This is a genomic window from Nonomuraea sp. NPDC000554 (assembly GCF_040300065.1).
GTDB lineage: Bacteria > Actinomycetota > Actinomycetes > Streptosporangiales > Streptosporangiaceae > Nonomuraea.
Genome location: NZ_JBEPDC010000023.1, coordinates 14,581 through 34,313, shown reverse-complemented (window position 1 = coordinate 34,313; position 19,733 = coordinate 14,581). Strand labels below are relative to the sequence as shown.

At 68.5% G+C, this 19,733-nt stretch carries 15 protein-coding genes; 10 read left to right on the top strand and 5 right to left on the bottom strand.

The window, feature by feature from the left end; genetic code table 11:
- Positions 1–40 precede the first annotated feature (40 nt).
- A complete protein-coding gene (locus ABT294_RS35240; RefSeq protein WP_350810656.1) occupies positions 41–1,189 on the top strand; it encodes a carboxylate-amine ligase in 1,149 nt (382 codons plus the stop codon).
- On the opposite strand, the gene ABT294_RS35235 is transcribed toward ABT294_RS35240, so the two are convergent.
- The 3 genes from ABT294_RS35235 to ABT294_RS35225 all read right to left on the bottom strand — a co-directional run bounded on the left by ABT294_RS35235 (position 1,172) and on the right by ABT294_RS35225 (position 4,612).
- Entirely contained in the window at positions 1,172–2,746 is a 1,575-nt protein-coding gene (locus ABT294_RS35235; protein WP_350810655.1) for an NAD(P)-binding domain-containing protein, read from the bottom strand. The two genes, ABT294_RS35240 and ABT294_RS35235, sit on opposite strands and share 18 nt — an antisense overlap.
- A 285-nt stretch (positions 2,747–3,031) precedes the next feature.
- Complete coding sequence (locus ABT294_RS35230; RefSeq protein WP_350810654.1) at positions 3,032–3,586, bottom strand: carboxymuconolactone decarboxylase family protein; 555 nt, start codon at positions 3,584–3,586, stop codon at positions 3,032–3,034.
- 183 nt (positions 3,587–3,769) lie between these two features.
- Positions 3,770–4,612, bottom strand: a complete 843-nt coding sequence (locus tag ABT294_RS35225) for an aldo/keto reductase (protein WP_350810653.1) — start codon at positions 4,610–4,612, stop codon at positions 3,770–3,772.
- A gap of 256 nt (positions 4,613–4,868) precedes the next feature.
- On the opposite strand from ABT294_RS35225, the gene ABT294_RS35220 reads away from it, so the two are divergent.
- On the top strand, positions 4,869–6,482 hold the full coding sequence (locus ABT294_RS35220) for an outer membrane protein assembly factor BamB family protein (RefSeq protein WP_350810652.1): 1,614 nt from the start codon (positions 4,869–4,871) through the stop codon (positions 6,480–6,482).
- 41 nt (positions 6,483–6,523) lie between these two features.
- On the opposite strand, the gene ABT294_RS35215 is transcribed toward ABT294_RS35220, so the two are convergent.
- Complete coding sequence (locus ABT294_RS35215) at positions 6,524–7,000, bottom strand: hypothetical protein (protein ID WP_350810651.1); 477 nt, start codon at positions 6,998–7,000, stop codon at positions 6,524–6,526.
- A gap of 370 nt (positions 7,001–7,370) precedes the next feature.
- Here ABT294_RS35215 and ABT294_RS35210 point away from each other — a divergent pair, with 370 nt between their 5' ends.
- On the top strand, positions 7,371–8,912 hold the full coding sequence (locus tag ABT294_RS35210; protein ID WP_350810650.1) for an acyl-CoA carboxylase subunit beta: 1,542 nt from the start codon (positions 7,371–7,373) through the stop codon (positions 8,910–8,912).
- 354 nt (positions 8,913–9,266) lie between these two features.
- Here ABT294_RS35210 and ABT294_RS35205 read toward each other — a convergent pair whose 3' ends face one another.
- Positions 9,267–9,980, bottom strand: coding sequence for a helix-turn-helix domain-containing protein (locus ABT294_RS35205; RefSeq protein ID WP_350810649.1), 714 nt, complete (start codon positions 9,978–9,980; stop codon positions 9,267–9,269).
- 218 nt (positions 9,981–10,198) lie between these two features.
- On the opposite strand from ABT294_RS35205, the gene ABT294_RS35200 reads away from it, so the two are divergent.
- From ABT294_RS35200 to ABT294_RS35170, 7 genes are all read left to right on the top strand, one after another.
- Complete coding sequence (locus ABT294_RS35200; RefSeq protein ID WP_350810648.1) at positions 10,199–10,456, top strand: hypothetical protein; 258 nt, start codon at positions 10,199–10,201, stop codon at positions 10,454–10,456.
- 65 nt (positions 10,457–10,521) lie between these two features.
- Positions 10,522–12,738 (top strand): TOMM precursor leader peptide-binding protein, encoded by a 2,217-nt coding sequence (locus ABT294_RS35195; protein WP_350810647.1) that lies wholly within the window; start codon positions 10,522–10,524, stop codon positions 12,736–12,738.
- A gap of 559 nt (positions 12,739–13,297) precedes the next feature.
- A complete protein-coding gene (locus ABT294_RS35190) occupies positions 13,298–15,694 on the top strand; it encodes a sensor histidine kinase (protein ID WP_350810646.1) in 2,397 nt (798 codons plus the stop codon).
- A 93-nt stretch (positions 15,695–15,787) separates the two neighbouring features.
- The gene (locus ABT294_RS35185; RefSeq protein WP_350810645.1) at positions 15,788–16,393 is read left to right on the top strand and encodes a response regulator transcription factor; all 606 of its coding nucleotides are present in this window, start codon (positions 15,788–15,790) and stop codon (positions 16,391–16,393) included.
- Between the two features lie 51 nt (positions 16,394–16,444).
- Entirely contained in the window at positions 16,445–17,005 is a 561-nt protein-coding gene (locus tag ABT294_RS35180; protein WP_350810644.1) for a DUF5987 family protein, read from the top strand.
- A complete protein-coding gene (locus ABT294_RS35175) occupies positions 17,002–18,660 on the top strand; it encodes a GMC family oxidoreductase N-terminal domain-containing protein (RefSeq protein ID WP_350810643.1) in 1,659 nt (552 codons plus the stop codon). Before ABT294_RS35180 ends, ABT294_RS35175 begins: the two co-directional genes overlap by 4 nt.
- Positions 18,657–19,730, top strand: a complete 1,074-nt coding sequence (locus tag ABT294_RS35170) for a carboxymuconolactone decarboxylase family protein (RefSeq protein ID WP_350810642.1) — start codon at positions 18,657–18,659, stop codon at positions 19,728–19,730. The genes ABT294_RS35175 and ABT294_RS35170 overlap by 4 nt, the downstream gene beginning before the upstream one ends.
- Positions 19,731–19,733 lie beyond the last annotated feature (3 nt).

Here is a 19,733-nt window from a genome sequence, read left to right as displayed (position 1 = left end):
GGAGCACGTTGATGATCAACGCCGAGCCCTCGGAGCAGCGATGACGGAGACCGCCGAATCCCCGCAGCCAGTGCCCTTCGACGCCGCCTGCCCGCTGGTGGGGGTCGAGGAGGAGTACCTGGTCGTCGACCCCCTGACGCGCGAGGTGTCTCCGCGGGCCGCAGAGGTGATCGCGCAGGCCGCGAAGGAGCTGGGGGAGCGGACGAGCACCGAGATCACCAGGTACCAGGTGGAGGCCAAGACGCCACCGAGCGCCGACCTCTCCGACCTGGAAGAACAGGTGCGGCGCATGCGCGTGGCCACGGCGGCGGCGGCCCGGGAGCGCGGGCTGGCGGTGGTGGCCTCGGGCACCCCGGTGCTGGGCGACGTCGTCCCGCCGCTGATCACCGATCACCCCCGGTACGACATCGGGATCGCGACCTACCGATCGCTCCACGACGAGCAGACGATCTGCGCCGGGCACGTCCACGTGCACCTGCCCGACCGGGAGCAGGCGGTGCTCGTCTCCAACCATCTGCGGCCGTGGCTGCCCGTCCTGATCGCGATGACGGCCAACTCCCCGATGTGGACCGGCCGTGACACCGGCTATGCGAGCTGGCGCACGCTCTGCTGGACCAAGTGGCCGGTCGCGGGTCCCCCGCCGTACTTCTCCTCGCTGGCCGAGTTCGACGAGCTGATCGGCAGGCTGACCGAGGCGGGCGTGCTGGTGGACCCGGGAACGATCTTCTGGGACGTCCGGCCGTCCTCCCGGCTGCCGACGCTGGAGATCCGGGTGACCGACGTGCCCGCCACCGCGGAGGAGTCGGCCCTGCTCGCCGCCGTGGTGCGGGCGCTGGTGGTGACCGCGCTGGGGCGGGTCGCGGCCGGCGACCCCGGCCCGCGGCTGTCGGCCGAGCTCCTGCGCGCGGCGTACTGGCGGGCCGCCCGCGACGGGCTGGACGGGCACGGCATCTCCCCCGTCACCGGCGAGCTGCTGACCGCCGGCGACCTGCTCGACGCGCTCGTACGGCACAGCCGGCCGGCCCTGGAGGAGACCGGCGACCTGGAGATGGTGACCGATCGGCTGGCGTGGCTGCGCGCCACCGGCACGGGGGCGGCACGTCAGCGGGCCGCCCTCGCCAAGCAGGGGCGGCCCGCCGACGTGGTCGACTATCTGATGGAGCAGACCACGTCAGGAGCTCTCGGCTGACGCGCCGTCCCGCGCGGCCAGCTCGTGCGCCAGGAACGCGCACAGCGGCTGCACGTGCCGTACGGGATGACGCCATTCGGCGAGCAGGTCTTCCAGGAGGTGGCGTTCGGCGACCAGGTCACCGCGGCGCCAGTGGCGGATGACCGGATGCAGGAAGGCGCTCTCCTCGGCCCGGTCCGGGGTGGGGTGGCGCTGGATGGCGAAGACGTCGCCGTAGTCCTGGCGGCCCCACCGCAGGGTGACGGTGAAGACCTGGGCCTCGCCGGCGAATCGCTCGACCGCGTAGTCCTCGGGCAGGTCCTCGTAGTGGCGGACCTGCCCGGTGGCCGGGTCGACCACGTACGCGTCGCACAGGTACTCGAACTGGGTCCACAGTGCCGAGCTGTGGTTGACCCGGTCGAGCATCGTGCCGGCCAGCCTGTCGGGATCGGCCGGGAGCTCCTGGTGGTTGAGCGGCGTCTGCTCGTAACGCTCGGCGAGCAGCCTCGACATCGTGCGCAGGTTGTAGCGGAAGCCGTCGATGAACGCCGACGACGCGCGTTTGAAGTCGCGACCCTGCATCAGCGTGCCCGCGAAATAGAGCCCGTCGACGTTGACCGACTGCCAGTCAGGGCCGATCGCCGGGATCCGCCCGTTCGGGGCGAGCTCGGGCCGGCACGAGACGGCGAAGGGGCCGGTGTCCATGCGGAAGCCGGTGCACCGTAACACCGCGTCGTACTCCAGCAACGCCTGCTCGCCCTCGGCCAGGGTGTAGGTGATGGCGGCCTTGAACGTGTCACCCTCACGCCAGATCCGGTCGATGTCGCATTCGAGCACGCCGTGGAGCGTCTTGAACCAGTAGCTGTCGAGCAGCGCGCCGTACTGGCCGCGCACGTCCCCGGGATGCTTGCTCGTCCAGGACAGCCGGACGGGATGCGGGCTGGCAAGGTGGATGACGGCGGCGTGCGGGAGCAGGGCCTGGGCGGTCTCGAACGCCGAGTTGCCCTTGCCGATGATCAGCACCCGCTTGTCGGCGAACCCCTCCCCGCTCGTCGGCATGTCCTCATACCCGGTGGCGAGCTCGATGCCCGGGATGTCGGGGATGTTCGGCCCGCCCCAGCCGGTCGCCATGACGACGCACTCCGCGTGGAACACCTGCCCGGCGGCGTGCACGGCGAACCGGCCGCCGACCTTCTCGATCAGGTCCACCGGTGTGGAGAAACGCACGTTGAGTTTGTGCTCGCGCTGGAAGTCGGCGAGGTAGCCGACCAGGTCGTCCGCGCTCGGGAAGTACTCCTTCGAGTAGCGGGGGAACAGCAGGTCGGGCGCGTCGTTGAGCAGGGAGTTCCAGTCCCAGCGCAGCTTGATCTCAGGATCGTCCTGGGCGGTGTGCACCTTGTTCAGCGAGATCAGGCGACGGTGCCGCGGATAGCGGCGGAAGAAGGACGCCGGGGCGGCGTCACGCTCCAGGGTGAGGTAGTCGGCCCCGGCCCGCTGCAGGAAGTAGCTGAGCTGCAACCCGGCCGGTCCCGCGCCGATGATCAGATAACGGTGGGCGAAGGTCGCGGTCATCGGCATCGCGGCCCCGGCTCGCCGGGCACCCCGGGCCGCCCGCGCATGGGACGCGCGGTCTGCGGCCGGCGGCTGAACGGGCCGGGAACGCCCGGCTGATCATGGCCCAGCGTGACATGCGCCATGGACACTCCTTGAGGGATGGGCGACGGAGCACTTCACGCGCAGCGTGAGCGATCACCGTGGCCGAGTCAACCCTCATCCGGGCGCAGATCAGGCAATGGGTGAATTATTTGTCAATTTCGCTATAAAACGGTCTTTAGCGGTCGTCCCGCTGCTTACAGGGGACGCTCAGGCCTGGCCCTGCAATTCGGTCAGCCCCGCCACGTAACCGTCGGACCGCTTCGCCCGCTCGGCGTAGACGGCGGGGTCGTCCGGGGCGTAGGTGGCCAGGCCGTCCACATAACGGTTGAACATGCAGAAGGCGGCCGCGATCAGCACGGTGTCGTGGATCTCCATGTCGGTGGCGCCCAGGGCCCGGGCGGCGGCGACGTGCTGCTCGGTGACCGCACTCCCGCTCTGCTGCACCGCGCCCGCGATGTCCATCAGCGCCCGGAGCTTCCCGGAGACCGGCGCCGCGCTCAGGTTGACGCAGGCCTGCTCCACCAGCGGCATGCCCTCGTCGAGGTGGGCGGCGGCGATCGCCGCGTGCGTGGAGAAGCAGAACCGGCATTCGTTCAGCGACGACACGTACGCCGCGATCAGCTCCCGTTCTCCGCGTGACAGGGTGCTCTCCCCGCACAGCAGTACCTCCACCAGCTCGTTCAACGGGCGGGCGGTCTCCGGGCGATACAGAAAGAGACTGCGAATTCCCGGTTCATCAGAGTTAAGGGAGATAAAAGCCATGAGTACCCCTTCGTGGAAGTTTGGATACTTATAGCTTTGGTCTTTCGTTTCTCCGCCGCATCTCATGATGTGTGTTAGGTCGCAGCCAGGGCACGCCACTCAGTCGAGGCGCTCCTCGCGACGATGCTCAGGACGGAAGACCTGGCCGGCCCTCGACGGGGAAGGCCCGAGCGGGATGGGAGGTCACTCCGGGACGTAGTCGAAGGTGTCCGGATGCGGCCCGCGCCGGCCCGCCTCACCCTTGTCGAGTGAGTTGATCGCCTCGACCTCCTCCGCCGACAGCGAGAAGCCGAACACGTCGAGGTTCTCCTCCATCCGCTTGCGCGACGTCGTCTTCGGGAAGACGATGTCGCCGCGCTGGATGTGCCAGCGCAGCGTGACCTGCGAGATGGACTTGCCGTGGGCGGCGGCGACCTTGCCGATCAGTTCGTTGCCGAGCACCGCGCCCTGCCCGAGCGGCCCCCACGCCTCAACCGCGATGCCGTGCCGGCGTGAAGCCTCGCGGGCGGTGTCGTTGGCGAAGTACGGGTGCACCTCGATCTGGTTGACCGCGGGCACCAGCCCGGTCTCGGCGATGACGCGGTCAAGGTGCGCGGGCTCGAAGTTCGACACGCCCGCCGTGCGCAGCCGGCCGTCGGCGACCAGGTCGGTGACGGCCTTCCAGGTCGAGACGTAGTCGCCGTCGTAGCGCGTGGGCAGCGGCCAGTGGATCAGGAAGAAGTCGAGCCGGTCCAGGCCGAGCCTGTCCAGGCTCTCGTCGAAGGAACGGCGCACGTCGTCCGGACGGTGGTCGCCGGTGCTGAGCTTGCTGGTGACGTACAGCTCCTCGCGCGGGATGCCGGACGCGGCGATGGCGGCGCCGACCCCCTGCTCGTTGCCGTACAACTGCCCGGTGTCGATGTGCCGGTATCCCGCCTGGAGCGCCTGGCCGACGACGTCGGCGGTCTGGTCCGCTGGGATGAGGGCCGTCCCGAAGCCGAGCTGCGGGAGGGTGCTCTGGTCGTTGAGAGTGATCATCGGAACCATGGCCTCAACCGTAGACGCGGGAGCCCGGGCCAGAAAGCCCCCGACAGTACCCGGCGCGAGTGCGGCGCGAGTCCGCCGTGCGTCACGCCGACAACGTCATCACGGCTACGGCCATCGGCGCCGCGGGCAGGCGGTGTGGCCTGTGAATACCGCAATCGAGAAGAAGGCGCCGAGCGGGCCGGCCGGTAGCGTGCCGCTGGAAAAGCGCCGAGCCATCCCTCAGCGCTCGAAGGATCGAGACAAGAGGAGGGGTCGGATGCCATCGAACCAGACTCGCGGCACCCGGCCGGTCGCCCGGCTGCTGTCCGTCGTCGCGGTGAGCGCGGTCATCGTCGGCACCACGGGCGCCGGTGTGTTCACACCGGCGACGGCGGACACCCCGGGCGACTACGGCGTCGCGCCGACGTGGTCGGCGCCCAACGGGAACAAGGCGAACACCCGACGCGTCCGCGGTCCGATCGACTCCAGGTCGGTCTCGCGGCTAGGCGTCGCCTGGTCGGTGCCGATCAAGGCGCCTTCGGACCGCTGGGCGGGCTCCTACGCGACGACGCCCGTCGTGGCCGACGGCGTCGTGTACACGCAGGATCTCGGCTCGAACGTCTACGCGATCGAACTGCGCACCGGCCGGCTGTTATGGACGAAGATGTACAACGCGCCCAGCAGCGGCCCCAACGGCGTGAACGTGGGCGACGGCAGGGTGTACGGCGCGACCGTGACGTCCGCGTTCGCGCTCGACGCGCGGACGGGTGCGGAACTCTGGAGCAAGCCGCTCGTTCGCAACAAGAACGAGGGCATCGACATGGCCCCCGGCTTCAACGACCACACCGTCTACGTGTCCACGGTCCCCGGCAACCCCGACACCTTCTTCTCAGGCGACGGCGTCGGCGTGCTCTGGGCGCTGGACGCCGCGACCGGCCGTCCCAAGTGGAAGTGGAACACGGTCCCGACCGACCTCTGGGGCAAGCCGGAGATCAACTCCGGCGGTGGGCTGTGGCATCCGCCCGGCTTCGACGAGAAGGGCGACCTCTACGTCTCCGTCGGCAACCCGGGGCCCTTCCTCGGCACGGAGGAGTACCCGTGGGGCTCGAGCCGGCCGGGCCCGAACCTCTACACCAACTCCATCGTCAAGCTCGACGCGGCGACGGGCAGGCCGCTGTGGTACCAGCAGCCGCTTCCCCACGACATCTACGACTGGGACCTCCAGAACTCTCCGGTCCTGACCCGCGCGGGCGGCAGGCCGACGGTGCTCGCCTCGGGCAAGCTGGGCTACGTCTACGCCTACGACCAGCGCACCGGCGAGCTGCTGTGGAAGACACCGGTGGGCAAGCACAACGGGCATGACGACGACAACCTGCTCGCCCTCAGGGGCGAGTACGCGAAACTGCCGCAGATGCCGTTCACGGTCTATCCCGGCGTGCTCGGCGGCATTCCGGCGCCGATCGCCGTGGACGACACGACCGTGTACGCCGCGGTGAACAACTACGCCGCGAACTGGACGAACCAGGTTGTGCCGGAGTTTCCGCCGTTCGACGAGGCGACGGGTGAGCTGGTCGCGATCGATCTGGCGACCGGCGCGATCAAGTGGACGCACCCGTTCGGCCAGTCACCCTACGGCGCGGCGACGGTGGCCAACGACCTCGTCTTCACCACGACGTTCGACGGAACGGTTCACGCGCTGAACACCGGGACGGGCCAGGAGGTCTGGCAGGCGAAGCTGCCGGCCACGTCGAACTCGCCGGTGGCGGTCCATGGGGACACCCTGCTCGCGGCCGGCGGCTGGCCGCAACTCCCCGGTGAGAAGGCCGAGATCGTCGCCTACCGCCTCGGTGCGACCGCGAGCACCTCGCCGTCTACGTCCGGGGCGCGCTGATGCTCCCCGGCACGTAGGCGGCACCGCCGGTGCAGCACGAACTACCCGTACGAGGGGGAGGAGGCGCACGTGCACGCCATGTTCGCGCGCTCCGACTCTCGCGGACGGCGGTGCAGGATCATCGCCACCACCATCGGGACGAAAACGACCGCGTTGTAGAACAGGTGCAGCTCCATGCGCGGGAAGACGAGCTGCAGAATGCTGGTCGGCGCCGGGCGGCCGAGCAGGTTGTGATGCGTCAGCGCCTGCAGGAGCAGCAGCAGGTGCTCTAAGTGGTGCCAGATCTGGATGCCCAGCGAGACGTTCCACCAGGTACGGGCCCGGCCGGTGAAACCTTTGCGGAGTGCGACGAGCCCGATGAGCATGAGCAGGGCGTAGCCGTAGTGCATCCACTCGGACCTCACCAGCCAGGGGAAGAACTCCCCGAGCACGCCGAGCGCGTCGGGGAGCGGCCAGCCGAGGACGTAGACCTGGATGGCCTGGGCGACGTGCTCGGCCCAGTGGGCCACCACGACCACCAGGAAAATGTTGAGACCGATTCTGTGGTACCGCCCGTTAAGCGATCCGATTCTTTGCGGATGGCCATGCGCGGCGGCCGCTCCAGCAGCCATGGGAAACCTCCGTATCGGGATTGACCGAAATTTCCGTTAGCTGGCTAAATCTGGCTTAACTTAGCAGCTCGGTGCGCATGGTGGTTTCTTTGAAATTGCTGTGTCCTCTCGCGTCGGCACAGCCGGAGAAGACATGAGGATCTCCCCGCGGGCACGCTTGAGCGATGACTCCCGCCCATGATCCCCCTTTAGCGAGGTATCTGTGATGCTGGCCAACCAGCAGTCCAGTCCGCCGGAAGCACTCCGAGAGCCCTCCGAGAGGGAGGAACCGCGGACGATGCCCTCGCTGCGCGAGCGGCACGGCCGGCTTCGTCACGAGATCGCCGCCGGGTCCCGCGACGCGGTGGCCAGGCAGCGGACGCTCGGCAAACGGACCGCCCGCGAGCGGCTCGACCTCCTGCTGGACGACGGGTCGTTCGTCGAGATCGAGATGTACCGCCGTCACCAGGCCCACGGAATGAAGCTCGGCGAGAACCGGCCGTACACCGACGGCGTGATCGCGGGCTCCGGCACGATCGACGGCCGCAGGGTCTTCGTGTACGCCCAGGACTTCACGGTGTTCGGCGGCTCGCTGGGCCAGGCGCACGCCGCGAAGATTCACAAGGTGATGGACCTGGCGATCGCTGCCGGAGCCCCCGTCATCGGGCTCAACGACAGCGGGGGAGCGCGGATCCAGGAGGGCGTCATGTCCCTCGACGGGTACGGCGGGATCTTCCGCCGCAACGTCCAGGCCTCGGGCGTCATCCCGCAGATCAGCGTCATTCTCGGGCCGTGCGCCGGAGGAGCGGCCTACTCTCCGGCGCTCGCCGACTTCACCTTCATGGTCCGCGACGTGGCGAGGATGTACCTGACCGGGCCCGACGTGGTCGAGGCGGTCAGCGGTCAGCGCGTCAGTCACGAGGATCTAGGGGGCGCCGACGTCCATGGCCGTCGCACCGGAGTGGCGACGCTGGTCTACGACGACGAGGAGAGCTGTCTGGACGACGTGCGCTACCTGGTCTCCCTGCTCCCCAGCAACAACCTGGACCCGCCCCCCAGCCTGCCGTCCAGGGGGGCGGCCTCCGACCACCGTCCCTGGCTCGCCGAGATCGTTCCCGTCGAGTCGCACAAGCCGTACGACATGCGCGCGGTCATCGCCGAGCTGGTCGACGACGGGGAGTTCATCGAGGTGCACGAGATCTGGGCGCAGAACGTCGTCTGCGTCCTCGCCCGTGTCGACGGCGAGGTGGTCGGCGTGGTCGGCAACCAGCCCATGGTGCTCGCGGGCGTGCTCGACGTCGCCGCGTCGCAGAAGGCCGCCCGGTTCGTGCGGTTCTGTGATGCCTTCAACATCCCGATCGTGACGCTGGTGGACGTCCCCGGATTCCTTCCCGGCACCGACCAGGAGCACGCCGGAATCATCCGGCACGGCGCCAAGCTGCTGTACGCCTACTGCGAGGCGACCGTGCCGCGCATCCAGGTCATCCTGCGCAAAGCGTACGGCGGGGCGTACATCGTCATGGACTCGCGTTCCATCGGCAGCGACCTGTCGCTGGCGTGGCCCACCAACGAGATCGCGGTCATGGGCGCGCAGGGCGCGGTGAACGTCCTCTTCCGCAAGGAGCTGGTGGCCTCCGCCGACCCGGAGGGCCTGCGGGCCGAGCTGACCAGCGAGTACGCCGAGCAGCTCATGCATCCCTACTACGCGGCCGAGCGGGGCCTCGTGGACGACGTGATCGACCCGGCGGAGACCCGGGCCGCGGTCGCGCGCGGACTGGCCATGCTGAGGAACAAGCGGCAGACGCAGCCACAACGCAAGCACGGCAACATCCCGCTGTAGTCACCGGCCCGCGCAGACCCTGCCGACGTCCTCAACCTCCCACCGCGTCCGGAGGCGGAGGGCGACGAGTTCGGCGTCGTCGTGGAAGCTTGTGAGGCAGCGGCGACGCAGGCGGTCTCCACCGCCACACTTCGGCCCGTGTCCGTGCCGGCCTGGTCGCCGACAGGCAGGCCGGCGACGACCGGTCACGCGGTTGGGCCGAGGGCGTGGCGACCGCTCTTTTAGGGCTGGCACGTGGTACGGCCCGGAAGTCCCCTCTCGGCCGCTGGCCGGGACCAGCACCGCGCCAGAGATGTCGAACGGACATCCTCGCGTTGACAAACACAGGAGGTCGGCCTGCCGATGCGGGTGCGGCTACACCGGGAGGCCGACCGCCTTCGATGACTCCCGGTCGAGGAGGGCGGGGAGGATCGGGGGATCCACTTCCTGTATCCGCCTGAGCCGGAGGACGATGTTCGCGGGTGACTCAGGCCGTGCGGAGATCGGGCCGTACACCGCGATCGACCCGATGCCGTGCCTCGGGAAGGACCGGGCCAGCACATAGCAGTCGTTGGGCGCGACGCCGCTGAGTTCGAACGGCCCGGCCTGCGGAATCATCGTGGGCAGCACGGGCAGCCCTTCGGGAATGCGGCGCGGGAAGATTCCGATGAAGGTGGGATCGTCCCGTGCCTCGGCCGCGACCGTGATGACGCCGCGGATGACCGCCGGCCCGATGCTCACCGGTGGCGCCGGCCGGAAGCCGCCGTTCTGCCGATAATCCACAGGTGCCATCCCGACCATGCTCTTGAACCTGGAGCTGAATGTCCCCACCGCGGAATATCCCACTATGTGGCAAATTTCCGTCACGCTGTGCGACGTTTCCAGTAGGAGTCGCTTGGCTTTCTGCAGGCGGAGAGCGGAAAGGAACCGTCCCGGCGAAACTCCGGTTGCCCGTTGGAAAATGCGAGAGAAGTGGAACTTGCTGAACCTGGCGACGTGCGCCATGTCATCGACCGTTACCTCTTCGCTCAGATTCTCATGGAGCATTGCGATGACGGCTTTAATGGATTCTTCACTCACCGTGTCCATCTCACCGTGTCCATCTCAGCCTCCGTCCTGGCTGTGTCAACGGGTGGAAGCTCGTGAGTCGGAGTCTAGTATGCACCTTTTGTCGTGTTCTATAGAGAGATTCACGACCCGGGTGTGAAAAATTCACATATGGAATGGTGAATCTATAACTTTTCCCGTCGTGGCGGCTGACGCACAATCCTGGGTGTCATAGCCGACGCAATCCGAGGAGCCGGCAGATGGCCGCTGTCAACGCGCGTGCAGACAAGATCAAGGAACAGGACTGGCGGTTCGCCGAGCTGGTCATGCGTGCGTGGACGGAACCGCGGCTCGCGGACGACTACCGCGAAGATCCGGTGGGCACGCTGGCCCGGTTCGGCATCGTCATCACCAGCGAGGAAGAGGCGCCGGAACTCCGGCTGGATGACGTCGCCATCCAGGTCGAGGACCTCGACCACCCGAGCGAACAGGTCATGGCCATCCCGTCGTTCAGGTGAATGCCTGACGCGGCGCGATGAAAGTCAGGCGCACCGGAGACCCCTGTATCACCTTCAGGCGCCATGTGCGGGTTGAGCTGACTTCCGGAGGATCCGTCTACCTCGTCTCGCCCTCCGGGACGTTCGCCCTGTCGGGGACGCACGCGCACGCGGTCGCCACACTGCTCGACGGCACCAGGACCTTGGCCGAAGTGCGGGAAGCCCTCGCACCCACGTGCTCGTCGGAAGAGCTGGGTCAGATGCTCGGCCGGCTTTCGAAGGCGAACCTCATCGGGTTCCGCCACTCCTCGCAAACGCGGGACACCGAGGCCGAGGCCTACTGGGACCTGGCCGGGCTCGACGGAGACCAGGTCGATCAGGCGAGCGTGGACATCGTGCGGGTCGGGAAAGCCGACGCGGAGCATGTCGAGGACGCGTGCCGGGCGATGGGGCTGAGCAGGGGAGACGGCGCGGGCGCCGCCGATCTCTCGCTGGTCTTCTGCGACGACTACCTTGATCAGGAGCTGGACGGGATCAACACGCGGCACCTCGCGCTGGGACGAGCCTGGTTGCCCGCCGTCACGTCCGGCGCCGTTCACTGGATCGGCCCGGTCTTCGACCCGAAGGCGGGGCCGTGCTGGTCCTGCCTGGCGGGCCGGTTGCGTGAGCAACGGCAGGGGGAGAGCTGCGTGCGGCGCGAGCTGGGCGGGACAGGTTCCGTCCGCCCTCCGCCGGCCTCGCTCCCCGCGACGCGCATGATCGGGATCCAGCTCGCGGTCCTGCAAGCGGCCAAGTGGCTGGCGGGGGAGCGGGACGACCTGTCCGGCGTCCTGTGGACGCTGGACACCACCACGTTGGAGAGCCGGCGGCACGTTGTGGAGCGTCGGCCGCAATGTCCTTCTTGTGGGGATCCGAAGATGGTGGCCGCTCAGGCCAGAGCGCCGATCGTCGTGCGGCCTCGGCTCAAGGCCACCTCGTCCGGGCCCGGCAACGGTCACAGGTCGCTCTCCGCCGAGCAGGTGTGGCAGCGGTACGGCCACCTGGCGGATCCCGTCACGGGCGTCACGGGGGAGATCCGGCGTGACTCTCGTGCGCCGGCATTTGTGCACTCCTACCTCGCGGGACACAACCGAGCGCTGCGATCGGACCGCCTCGAAGCGGCCAGGGCGGGGCTTCGGTCACGGAGCGGCGGTAAAGGGGCCGGCGACATCGAGGCCAAGGTGGGAGCCCTCTGTGAAGCGGTGGAGCGGTACTGCGCCTCCCGCTTCGGGGACGAGGAGACGGTGCTCGACACTCTTCGTGGTCTCGGCCCCCAGGCCCTGCATCCCAACGACTACCAGCTCTTCCATTCGCGCCAGTTCAGCGAGCGCGAGCGCTGGAACGCCTCCACCACGCCGTTCCACCAGGTGCCGGAGCCCTTCGACGAAACGGCCGCTGTGGAGTGGACGCCGGTGTGGTCGCTGACGACAGGACGGCACCGCTTTCTCCCCACCGACGTGCTCTACTTCCGCGGCGACGCGGCTCCCGCCCCGCTGTGGGCCGACTCCAACGGAAACGCCGCGGGCTCGAGCCTGGAGGACGCGATCCTCCAGGGGTTCCTTGAACTCGTGGAGCGGGACGCGGCGGCCCTGTGGTGGTACAACCGCACGCGTCAACCGGAGGTCGACCTCGCCTCGTTCGGCGACACGTGGATCACCGACCTCCGCGAACGCTATGCCGAAGTGGGCCGGCGTCTTTGGGTGCTCGATCTGACCACCGACCTGGGCATCGCGGCGATGGCGGCGATCTCCCAGCGGGTGGACAAGCCGGCTGAGGACCTCATGCTCGGGTTCGGAGCGCACTTCGATCCGCATGTCGCCGTCCGACGGGCTCTCACCGAACTCGGCCAGCTGCTGCCCGCTGTGGCCGGGGCCAAGGCCGACGGGACCGGGTACGGCGCGGCCGATCCGCACCTCCTGGACTGGTGGCAGACGGCGACGACGGCGGCGCACGCCTACCTCCTGCCCGACCCCCTCCAGTCGTCACGGCGCAGGTCCGACTACCCGTACGTGCCACGCGCCGATCTGTGCGACGACATCGACCACGTCCGCGGCCTGGTCAGCCGGCTGGGCTCCGAGCTTCTCGTACTGGACCAGACGCGCCCCGACATCGGCATGCCTGTCGTGAAGGTCATCGTTCCCGGCCTCCGGCACTTCTGGGCGAGATTCGCCGAAGGCAGGCTCTACGACGTGCCGGTCCGTCTCGGCCGCCTCGGGAAGGCGACCTCGTACGACGAGCTCAACCCGATTCCTTTGTTCCTCTGACGGCATTCTTGCCGACCCCAGCCGTCGCGGGAATTTGAGCGAGTGTGCCATTACCGAAAGGCGATGATCTTTTCGGCGGCTCCACTATCGGGCTGGAGCGTGTCTGAAATTCGGCGTGGCGGAGCGAGAGCATCAGGCAGCCGATGATGGCACGGTACTGGCTGACACGTTTGCCGAAGCGGGTGGCGATCGCCGCCCGCCGCCTGGGCGTGCCGAAGCATCGTTCGACCAGGTGGCGCGGCCTGTGGACCCGGGTGCGCGGCCGCGGCGTTTCGGGATGTCGCATCACGGCGCGCCGGCCGGCAGCCGCCGCAAGAAGCCGTCGATGACCTGGCGATAATCACACCACGGACGACCCTTACCGCCTGTGGCGGACAGTAACCGCTCCATCTACATACCGGGTTTCATCGGTAATTTTATCACGTCTCACCGGGAACAAAGATCTGACAACTCCTGTCGTGATCACTTGTAAGACGCGCTCTAGTCCAGTCGATCGGCCTGATATAGCCTCATCTTCGACTGAGGCTGCGCCGATTCGCCGGGGTCGGAAGGGGCGGGGATGACCAAGAGTCTCGTGGCGGGGGCGCGAGATGTCCGATTAATCCGATTTATCCCCTTAAGTCGGATCTTCTCCCTGGTCTCCCGGATGCGGCGCAACGGCGGCCCCACGGTGCCGGCGCCGCGACTGGCCCTGATGGTTACCGCTGGAGTGCTCTTCGGGTTCGCGTTCGACGCGATCCTGAACACGCTCAACGGCGTGGGCCGGGAGTCGGCGCGGGTGCCTGAAGTCGTGGCTTTCGGCGCCTGTATGGCCGTGGCGTTCGGATTGCAGATCGCGCATTCTTTCGGGAAGCCGTGGCGCTGGCCGCTCAGCGCCCGAATCGCCTCCGTGACGACGCTGGCGGTCGCGGTGTTCGCCCCGGCCCTGTGGATCGGCCCGCAGGCCTCCGCCATAGTGCCGCTGCTGGCCTCGTCCGTTCTCCTTGTTGTCGCCGCCCCGTACAACTGGCTCTTATGCGCGCTGGTGTGCGTCGCCAACGCCGTGTTGTTCTACGCGTACGGACTGGGCGCGATCAACATTGTTTTTGTTCTTGCGTTCACCCTCGTGCACGGCCTGGTCTTCTATGGCCTGAGTTTCCTGGCGACCCTCGCCGAGGAGTTGGAAGGCGGCCGCAGCTCGCTGGGCCGGATGGCGGCGGCCGGCGAGCGGGTGCGCATCGCCAGAGACCTGCACGACGTGGTCGGGCACGATTTGCTGGCGTTCACCCTGAAGAACGAGCTCGCGCACCGGCTGTTGCCGGCCTCGCCGGAGCGGGCGAAGGAGGTGATGTGGGAGGCCCTGTGGATCGCCCGCTGGGCGACCGCGGCCCTGCGGATGATTCCGATGGGCGACCAGAAGTTGTCGTTGGCGGGAGAGGTCAGATCGATCGAGTCGACGCTGTCGGCGGCGCAGATCGAGGTTCGGATGGACGTTCGCTGCCGCGACCTTCCGGAAACAGTCGATTCGGTGCTGGCCATTGTGCTGCGGGAAGCCATAACCAATGTATTACGCCACAGCAAGGCCCGTCAATGCGATATTGCAGGCGGCGTGCGTGATGGTCTCGTATGGCTGAGCGTGGCAAACGACGGGGTCAATTCCGATACGATTTCATCGGGCGGCAGCGGGCTCGATAATCTGACCTCGCGGCTGGCTGAGATCGGCGGGCAGATCACGGTGAGCCGGGAGGACAGCTGGTTTCGTCTGCTCGCCGAGATCCGGTTGTCCGATGTGCCGGCCGAGGCATTGGCGCAGCAACGCAACCTCGGTGGCGGAAACCTCTCCGATCTCTCCCGGCAAAGCTCTGTCAGGTGGGCGCCCGGAGCCGCCAATCTCCTGACGTCGGCGGTTTTGCTGGGCTATATTCCCATCTTGATCACGAACATTCTCTGGCGGAATCCTGCGGGCTTCACGTTAGGTGTGGGGATCTGCCTGGCCGTCCTTTTCGTCACCCAGTTCGCGCACACGTTCTTCGGCCCTCGAGCCTGGCCGGGCCTTCTCCGCGTGGCGACCCTTTCGATCCAGGCGGTGGCGTCGTTCGTTTCGGTGATATGGGTGGGCGCGCTGTGGGGGGCGATGGCGGGCTTCCTCGCCGGGTCGATCCTGCTGGTTCTGCGCGGAAGCCGGCGATGGTGGCTGTACGCGGCCGTGGGGGGAGCCGTCCTGGCCGTCGCCCTGGCCATCGGGGACGAGACGGTCTTGCTGGGATATCTGGTGAGCTCGACCCTGCAGGCCGGGCTGGCCATCTACGGGCTCACGTCGCTGTCCGCGGTGGTCTCGGAGCTTCGGGCAACCAGGGACGAGATCGTCCGCCTGGCCGTGACGCAGGAACGGCTAGGGGTGGCGCGCAAGGTGAACGACTTGCTGGATCGTGATCTTTTTACGATCATGTGGAACTGCGGCGTGGCTCACGGTCTCACGCTGACCGAGCCGGAGCGCGCGCAGGAGCACATCATGGAAGTTCTGGCGGCGGCCCGCCGACTGGTCGCCGAGGTGCGCTCCACGGCGAGCGGGTATCGGCACGTGTCGTTGGCGGCGGAGGTCGAGTCGACCCGCGCGGCGTTGTCGGCAGCGGGAATCGAGGCGCGGGTGGACATCGCCTGCGACCGGCTCCCAGAGGAGTTCGACGTGGCGCTCGCCATGGTGCTCCGTGATGCGATCACCAGCGTGGTGCGGCTGGGCGGCGTGCGCCGGTGCGTCGTCGCGGCGAGCGTCGAAGACGGCGGCGGTGTGCGGCTGCGCGTCTCACACGACGGCGCAACCCGGGCCGAAAGCGACGAGGACGTGTTGGAGCATGTCCGGGCGCGCGTGGAGGCCATCAACGGCAGCTTGCGGGCGGAGACGGAGGGGGAGTGGTTCCACCTCACTGCCGAGATACCTTTTGCTGTCATGCGTGACCTGCGGTCGGTATATCAATAATCTTCCTTGGTCGGCCGGGGTAATTCGTACAACCAACCTGGAGGACGGCAGGCAATGGGGTGGGGCCAGCCCGGGAGATGATTGGTGGTTCAGATGCTGAAGCTCCTTCTCGCCGAAGACGTGCGGATCGTGCGTGAGGCTCTGGTGGCGCTCCTGGAGAGCGAACGCGACCTGAGAGTCGTGGCCGAGGTGGAGAGTGGCGACCGGATCGTCCCTGTCGCGCTGGAGAAGCGTCCCGATGTGGCGATCATCGACATCGACCTGCCCGTGATGGACGGTCTCACGGCGGCGCACGAGCTCCATCAGCGGTTGCCGGCCTGTCGCAATCTGATCTTGACAGGGCTGGGCCGGCCTGGAACGCTCCGGCGGGCTCTGGCCGCATCGGTGTCCGGGTTCCTGCTCAAGGACATGCCGGCGAACCGGCTGGCCTCGGCGATCAGGGAGGTCGCCGCCGGAGGACGGGTCATCGACCCGCAACTCGTCCTGACCGCCTGGGACGTGGGCGAGAACCCCCTGACGCAACGGGAGATCCAGGTTCTCCGGCTCGCCGCGAAAGGCGCGGAGCCGCCGGAGATAGCAGCCAGCCTCCACGTGTCGCCAGGAACCGTACGAAACTACTTGTCGAAGATCGTTGTCAAGCTCAATGCCCGTAATCGCGTGGACGCCATTCGCATCGCCACCGAAGTCGGCTGGTGCTGACCGGGCTCACAAGGAGATGCGCGACATTCTGGGTGCTCCGACGATGAAGGCATGGATTCGGACCGAACTCATGAGCGCACGCTCACCCTGGAGGCGTTCGCGGACACGATCGTTCCCGGCGAGAAACGGTCTCCCGACGATGCGGCCATCGCGGGGGCCTCGGCGGGCGGCGGCGCCGTCGCGGCAGGTGCACTGGCACTGCTGGAGTGGGACGCGGCGGGTCTGAGCCGCGCGCTCGACGACTACGTCAGGGATCTCAACGCGCACGCGCGGCAGTACGCCGCGGAGCAGCGGCTGTCGCTCGATCCGGCACTTCCCCCGTTCGCCGCCCTGCCCTTCGATCGGCGCACCGACCTGGCCACCCTCCTGACCGCGCCCGGCCATCCCGAGAAGGAGCTGTGGGTGCTGCTCGCGCTCTTCTGCTACATGGCCTACGACTCCGCCGCGCACCTGCCCACGGCAGAGGCGATCGCCGCCGGCCATCCCGGGCTCACCTCGATGGGGATCACACCCCCCGATCCGGACGGCCTGTGGCGGTACCCCAAGAACTCCTACGGCCGGCCGCTGGCTCGCCTGCACCCGGACACGACCGCATCAGGGAGCCTGCGATGACCAGCGTGGAACAGACCGACGTGCTCGTCGTGGGCAGCGGCTTCGGCGGCGCGATCGCCGCCTACCACCTCGCGGCGGGCGGCGCCGACGTGGTGATCCTCGAACGCGGGCCCTGGGTGGAGACGGAAGAGTTCGAGCACGACTACAAGCTCGGGTCGTCGTACACGCGGATCTTCGACTTCACCGTGGGCGACGGTATGAACATCCTCGGCGGCAACTGCGTCGGCGGTGGCAGCGTCATCTACTTCGCCGCCATGCCGCGCGCACCCCGGTTCGTCTTCGAGCGGCACGGCAGCATCGGCAGGCGGATGTGGCCGGCGAGCATCAACCGGGACACGCTCGAGCCGTGGTACGACCGCGTCGCGGAGTCGATCCCGGTCAGCACGCAGGGATGGGAGGACGTCTCCTATCCCGGCGGCCTGTGGGCCGCGGCCTGCGACCATTCCGGCCGCACCGCGAACCCGGTGCCGGTCGCGATCGACAACGACACGTGCGTCAAGTGCAACTGGATGATGGCCGGATGCCGGTTCGGCGCCAAGCGCTCCCTGCTCACCAACTACCTCCCCGCGGCGATCGCGCACGGGGCCTCGGTGCGGCCCCTCCACGAGGTGCAGCGCATCTCGCGGACCGATGGTGGCGGTTACCGCGTGCACTACGACCTCATCGACGGCGAGGACTACCGGCTTCGCGGTGACTCCGGCGCGATCGACGCCAAACTCGTCATCCTCGCGGCCGGCGCCGGCGCCACCCCCGTCATCCTGCAGCGGAGCGAACCGGGGCTCGGTCCGATGCCGCACGGGGTGGGGCGCTACTTCTCGGGCAACGGGGAACGGCTGGTCACCGCCGTCATGAACGAGGAGCGTGTGCGCGAGGTGCTCGGGCTTGACCGGGGGGACGGGACGGCGTACGAGGCGTTCCACATCGGCAAGGGGCCCTGCGTCGCCAACTGGGATCGTCTGGACGGCTCTCTGCCCGAGTTCAGCCGCTATTCGCTGGAGCAGCTCTACTTCCCTCCGGGCCTTGGCACGATCTTGGCTCAGACGCCCGACGAGCTGCGGTCGGGGCCGGGGCCCTCGTGGTTCGGGCTGTCGAAGAAGGAGATGCTCAAACGCTGGAAATCCTGGCTGATCATCTTCGAGATGATCGAGGACGCCAACGAGGGCGTCTTCGGGCCCCCTCCGCCCACCGGCAACGCCGTCCGGATCAGCCAGCAGATGCTGGGGCGGGGCACGTTGCGCTACGACCCGGCGCCCAGCACGCTGCGGGCGTGGGCGCAGGCGGACGCCGACGCCAAGGAGATCCTGGAACGTGATGGGCTGGCCCGCGCCGAGGCGTGGTCGAACGACGTGGTCGGGGCGTACACGGTCCATCCGCTGGCCTCGTGCCGGATCGGGGACGACCCGGCCACCTCGGCTCTCGACGACCGTCACGAGCTGCGCGGTCACCCGGGGATCTTCGTCACGGACGGTTCCGCGGTACCGGGCGCGCTGACGGTCAACCCGGCCATGACGATCGCCGCGCTCGCCGAGCGCGCGATCCCCGGCATCGTCGACGCCGCGCGAGAGCGGGGCGTCCAGGTGCGGTACGGCGCGCCCGCTCCCGACGGCGGCACCAGCGGACGGCGTGGCGTCGCGCATCTCGCGGACAGACGATGACCGGGCTCGTCGCGCGCATGACCCGGCGCAGGGGGCTGAGTCAGGTGCGCCATGTCACCCCGGTCCCGCCCAGCGCCGCACGCGGGCTGGTCGCGGACGTCTACGCCCAGGTCGAGCGTGACTTCGGGATGCTCGCGCCGCCGGTCGCGCTGCACTCGCCCGCCCCCGAGTCGCTGGCGGCCGCCTGGGCGATGGTGCGCGAGTCGTTGGTGGTCTCGGGACCCCTGGACCGCGCGGTCAAGGAGGCGGTGGCGACCGCCGTGTCCCAGCAGAACTCGTGTCCGTACTGCGTGGACGTGCACGGCACGATGGCGCACGGGCTCATGGCGGAGCGCGATGCCGCCGCCGTGAACGGCGGGAGGATCGAAGAGATCGCCGATGTCGCGATCCGCCGCGCGGTGGCGTGGGCCAGGGGCGACCTCGACGACATGCCCGTACCCGCTGAGCAGGCCCCAGAGCTCTGGGGCACCGCCGTGACCTTCCAGTATCTGAATCGCATGGTCAACGTGTTCCTGCCGGACGGGCTGTTCCCCGCCGGCGCGGCCGTGCCGCGCCGTCTGATCGGTGTGCTCGCGCGGCCCCTCGTCCGCAGGATGAGCGGGCCGGGTGCGGCGGTACGCCTGCTTCCCCCAGCGCCGATCCCCGACGACCTGCACTGGGCGTCAGAGAGTGTAGCCCTGCGGGAGGGGTTCGCCGCCGCCTACGCGGTGATGGAGGAGGCCGGTGCCAGGGCGGTGCCGGATGACGTGCGCGAGCTGGTGCTCGGCCAGCTCGCGCTGCGCGGTGGGCGACCGCCTGGCCTCAGCCGCGGCTGGGCGCACGAGGCCGCCGCCAGGTTGCGGCCCGCCGAGCGCGCCGCCGCCCGGTTGGCTCTGCTGACGGCGATCGCCGCGTATCAGGTGGACGCGACGGTCGTGGACGACTTCCGCAGGGACGGGGCCGGCGATCGAACGCTCATCGAGCTCACCGCGTGGGCGAGTTTCACGGCCGCCCGGCATTGGGCGAGCGCCAGAGCGCAGACAGCGCAGACAGCGCAGACAGCGCAGAGGCAACGAGACGGAAAGGGCTGACGC

Coding starts and splice junctions, on each gene's coding strand:
- ABT294_RS35240 (WP_350810656.1), top strand. CDS start 41: ATGACGGAGACCGCCGAATCCCCGCAGCCAGTGCCCTTCGACGCCGCC.
- ABT294_RS35235 (WP_350810655.1), bottom strand. CDS start 2,746: ATGCCGATGACCGCGACCTTCGCCCACCGTTATCTGATCATCGGCGCG.
- ABT294_RS35230 (WP_350810654.1), bottom strand. CDS start 3,586: ATGGCTTTTATCTCCCTTAACTCTGATGAACCGGGAATTCGCAGTCTC.
- ABT294_RS35225 (WP_350810653.1), bottom strand. CDS start 4,612: ATGGTTCCGATGATCACTCTCAACGACCAGAGCACCCTCCCGCAGCTC.
- ABT294_RS35220 (WP_350810652.1), top strand. CDS start 4,869: ATGCCATCGAACCAGACTCGCGGCACCCGGCCGGTCGCCCGGCTGCTG.
- ABT294_RS35210 (WP_350810650.1), top strand. CDS start 7,371: ATGCCCTCGCTGCGCGAGCGGCACGGCCGGCTTCGTCACGAGATCGCC.
- ABT294_RS35205 (WP_350810649.1), bottom strand. CDS start 9,980: ATGGACACGGTGAGTGAAGAATCCATTAAAGCCGTCATCGCAATGCTC.
- ABT294_RS35200 (WP_350810648.1), top strand. CDS start 10,199: ATGGCCGCTGTCAACGCGCGTGCAGACAAGATCAAGGAACAGGACTGG.
- ABT294_RS35190 (WP_350810646.1), top strand. CDS start 13,298: ATGACCAAGAGTCTCGTGGCGGGGGCGCGAGATGTCCGATTAATCCGA.
- ABT294_RS35185 (WP_350810645.1), top strand. CDS start 15,788: ATGCTGAAGCTCCTTCTCGCCGAAGACGTGCGGATCGTGCGTGAGGCT.
- ABT294_RS35180 (WP_350810644.1), top strand. CDS start 16,445: ATGGATTCGGACCGAACTCATGAGCGCACGCTCACCCTGGAGGCGTTC.
- ABT294_RS35175 (WP_350810643.1), top strand. CDS start 17,002: ATGACCAGCGTGGAACAGACCGACGTGCTCGTCGTGGGCAGCGGCTTC.
- ABT294_RS35170 (WP_350810642.1), top strand. CDS start 18,657: ATGACCGGGCTCGTCGCGCGCATGACCCGGCGCAGGGGGCTGAGTCAG.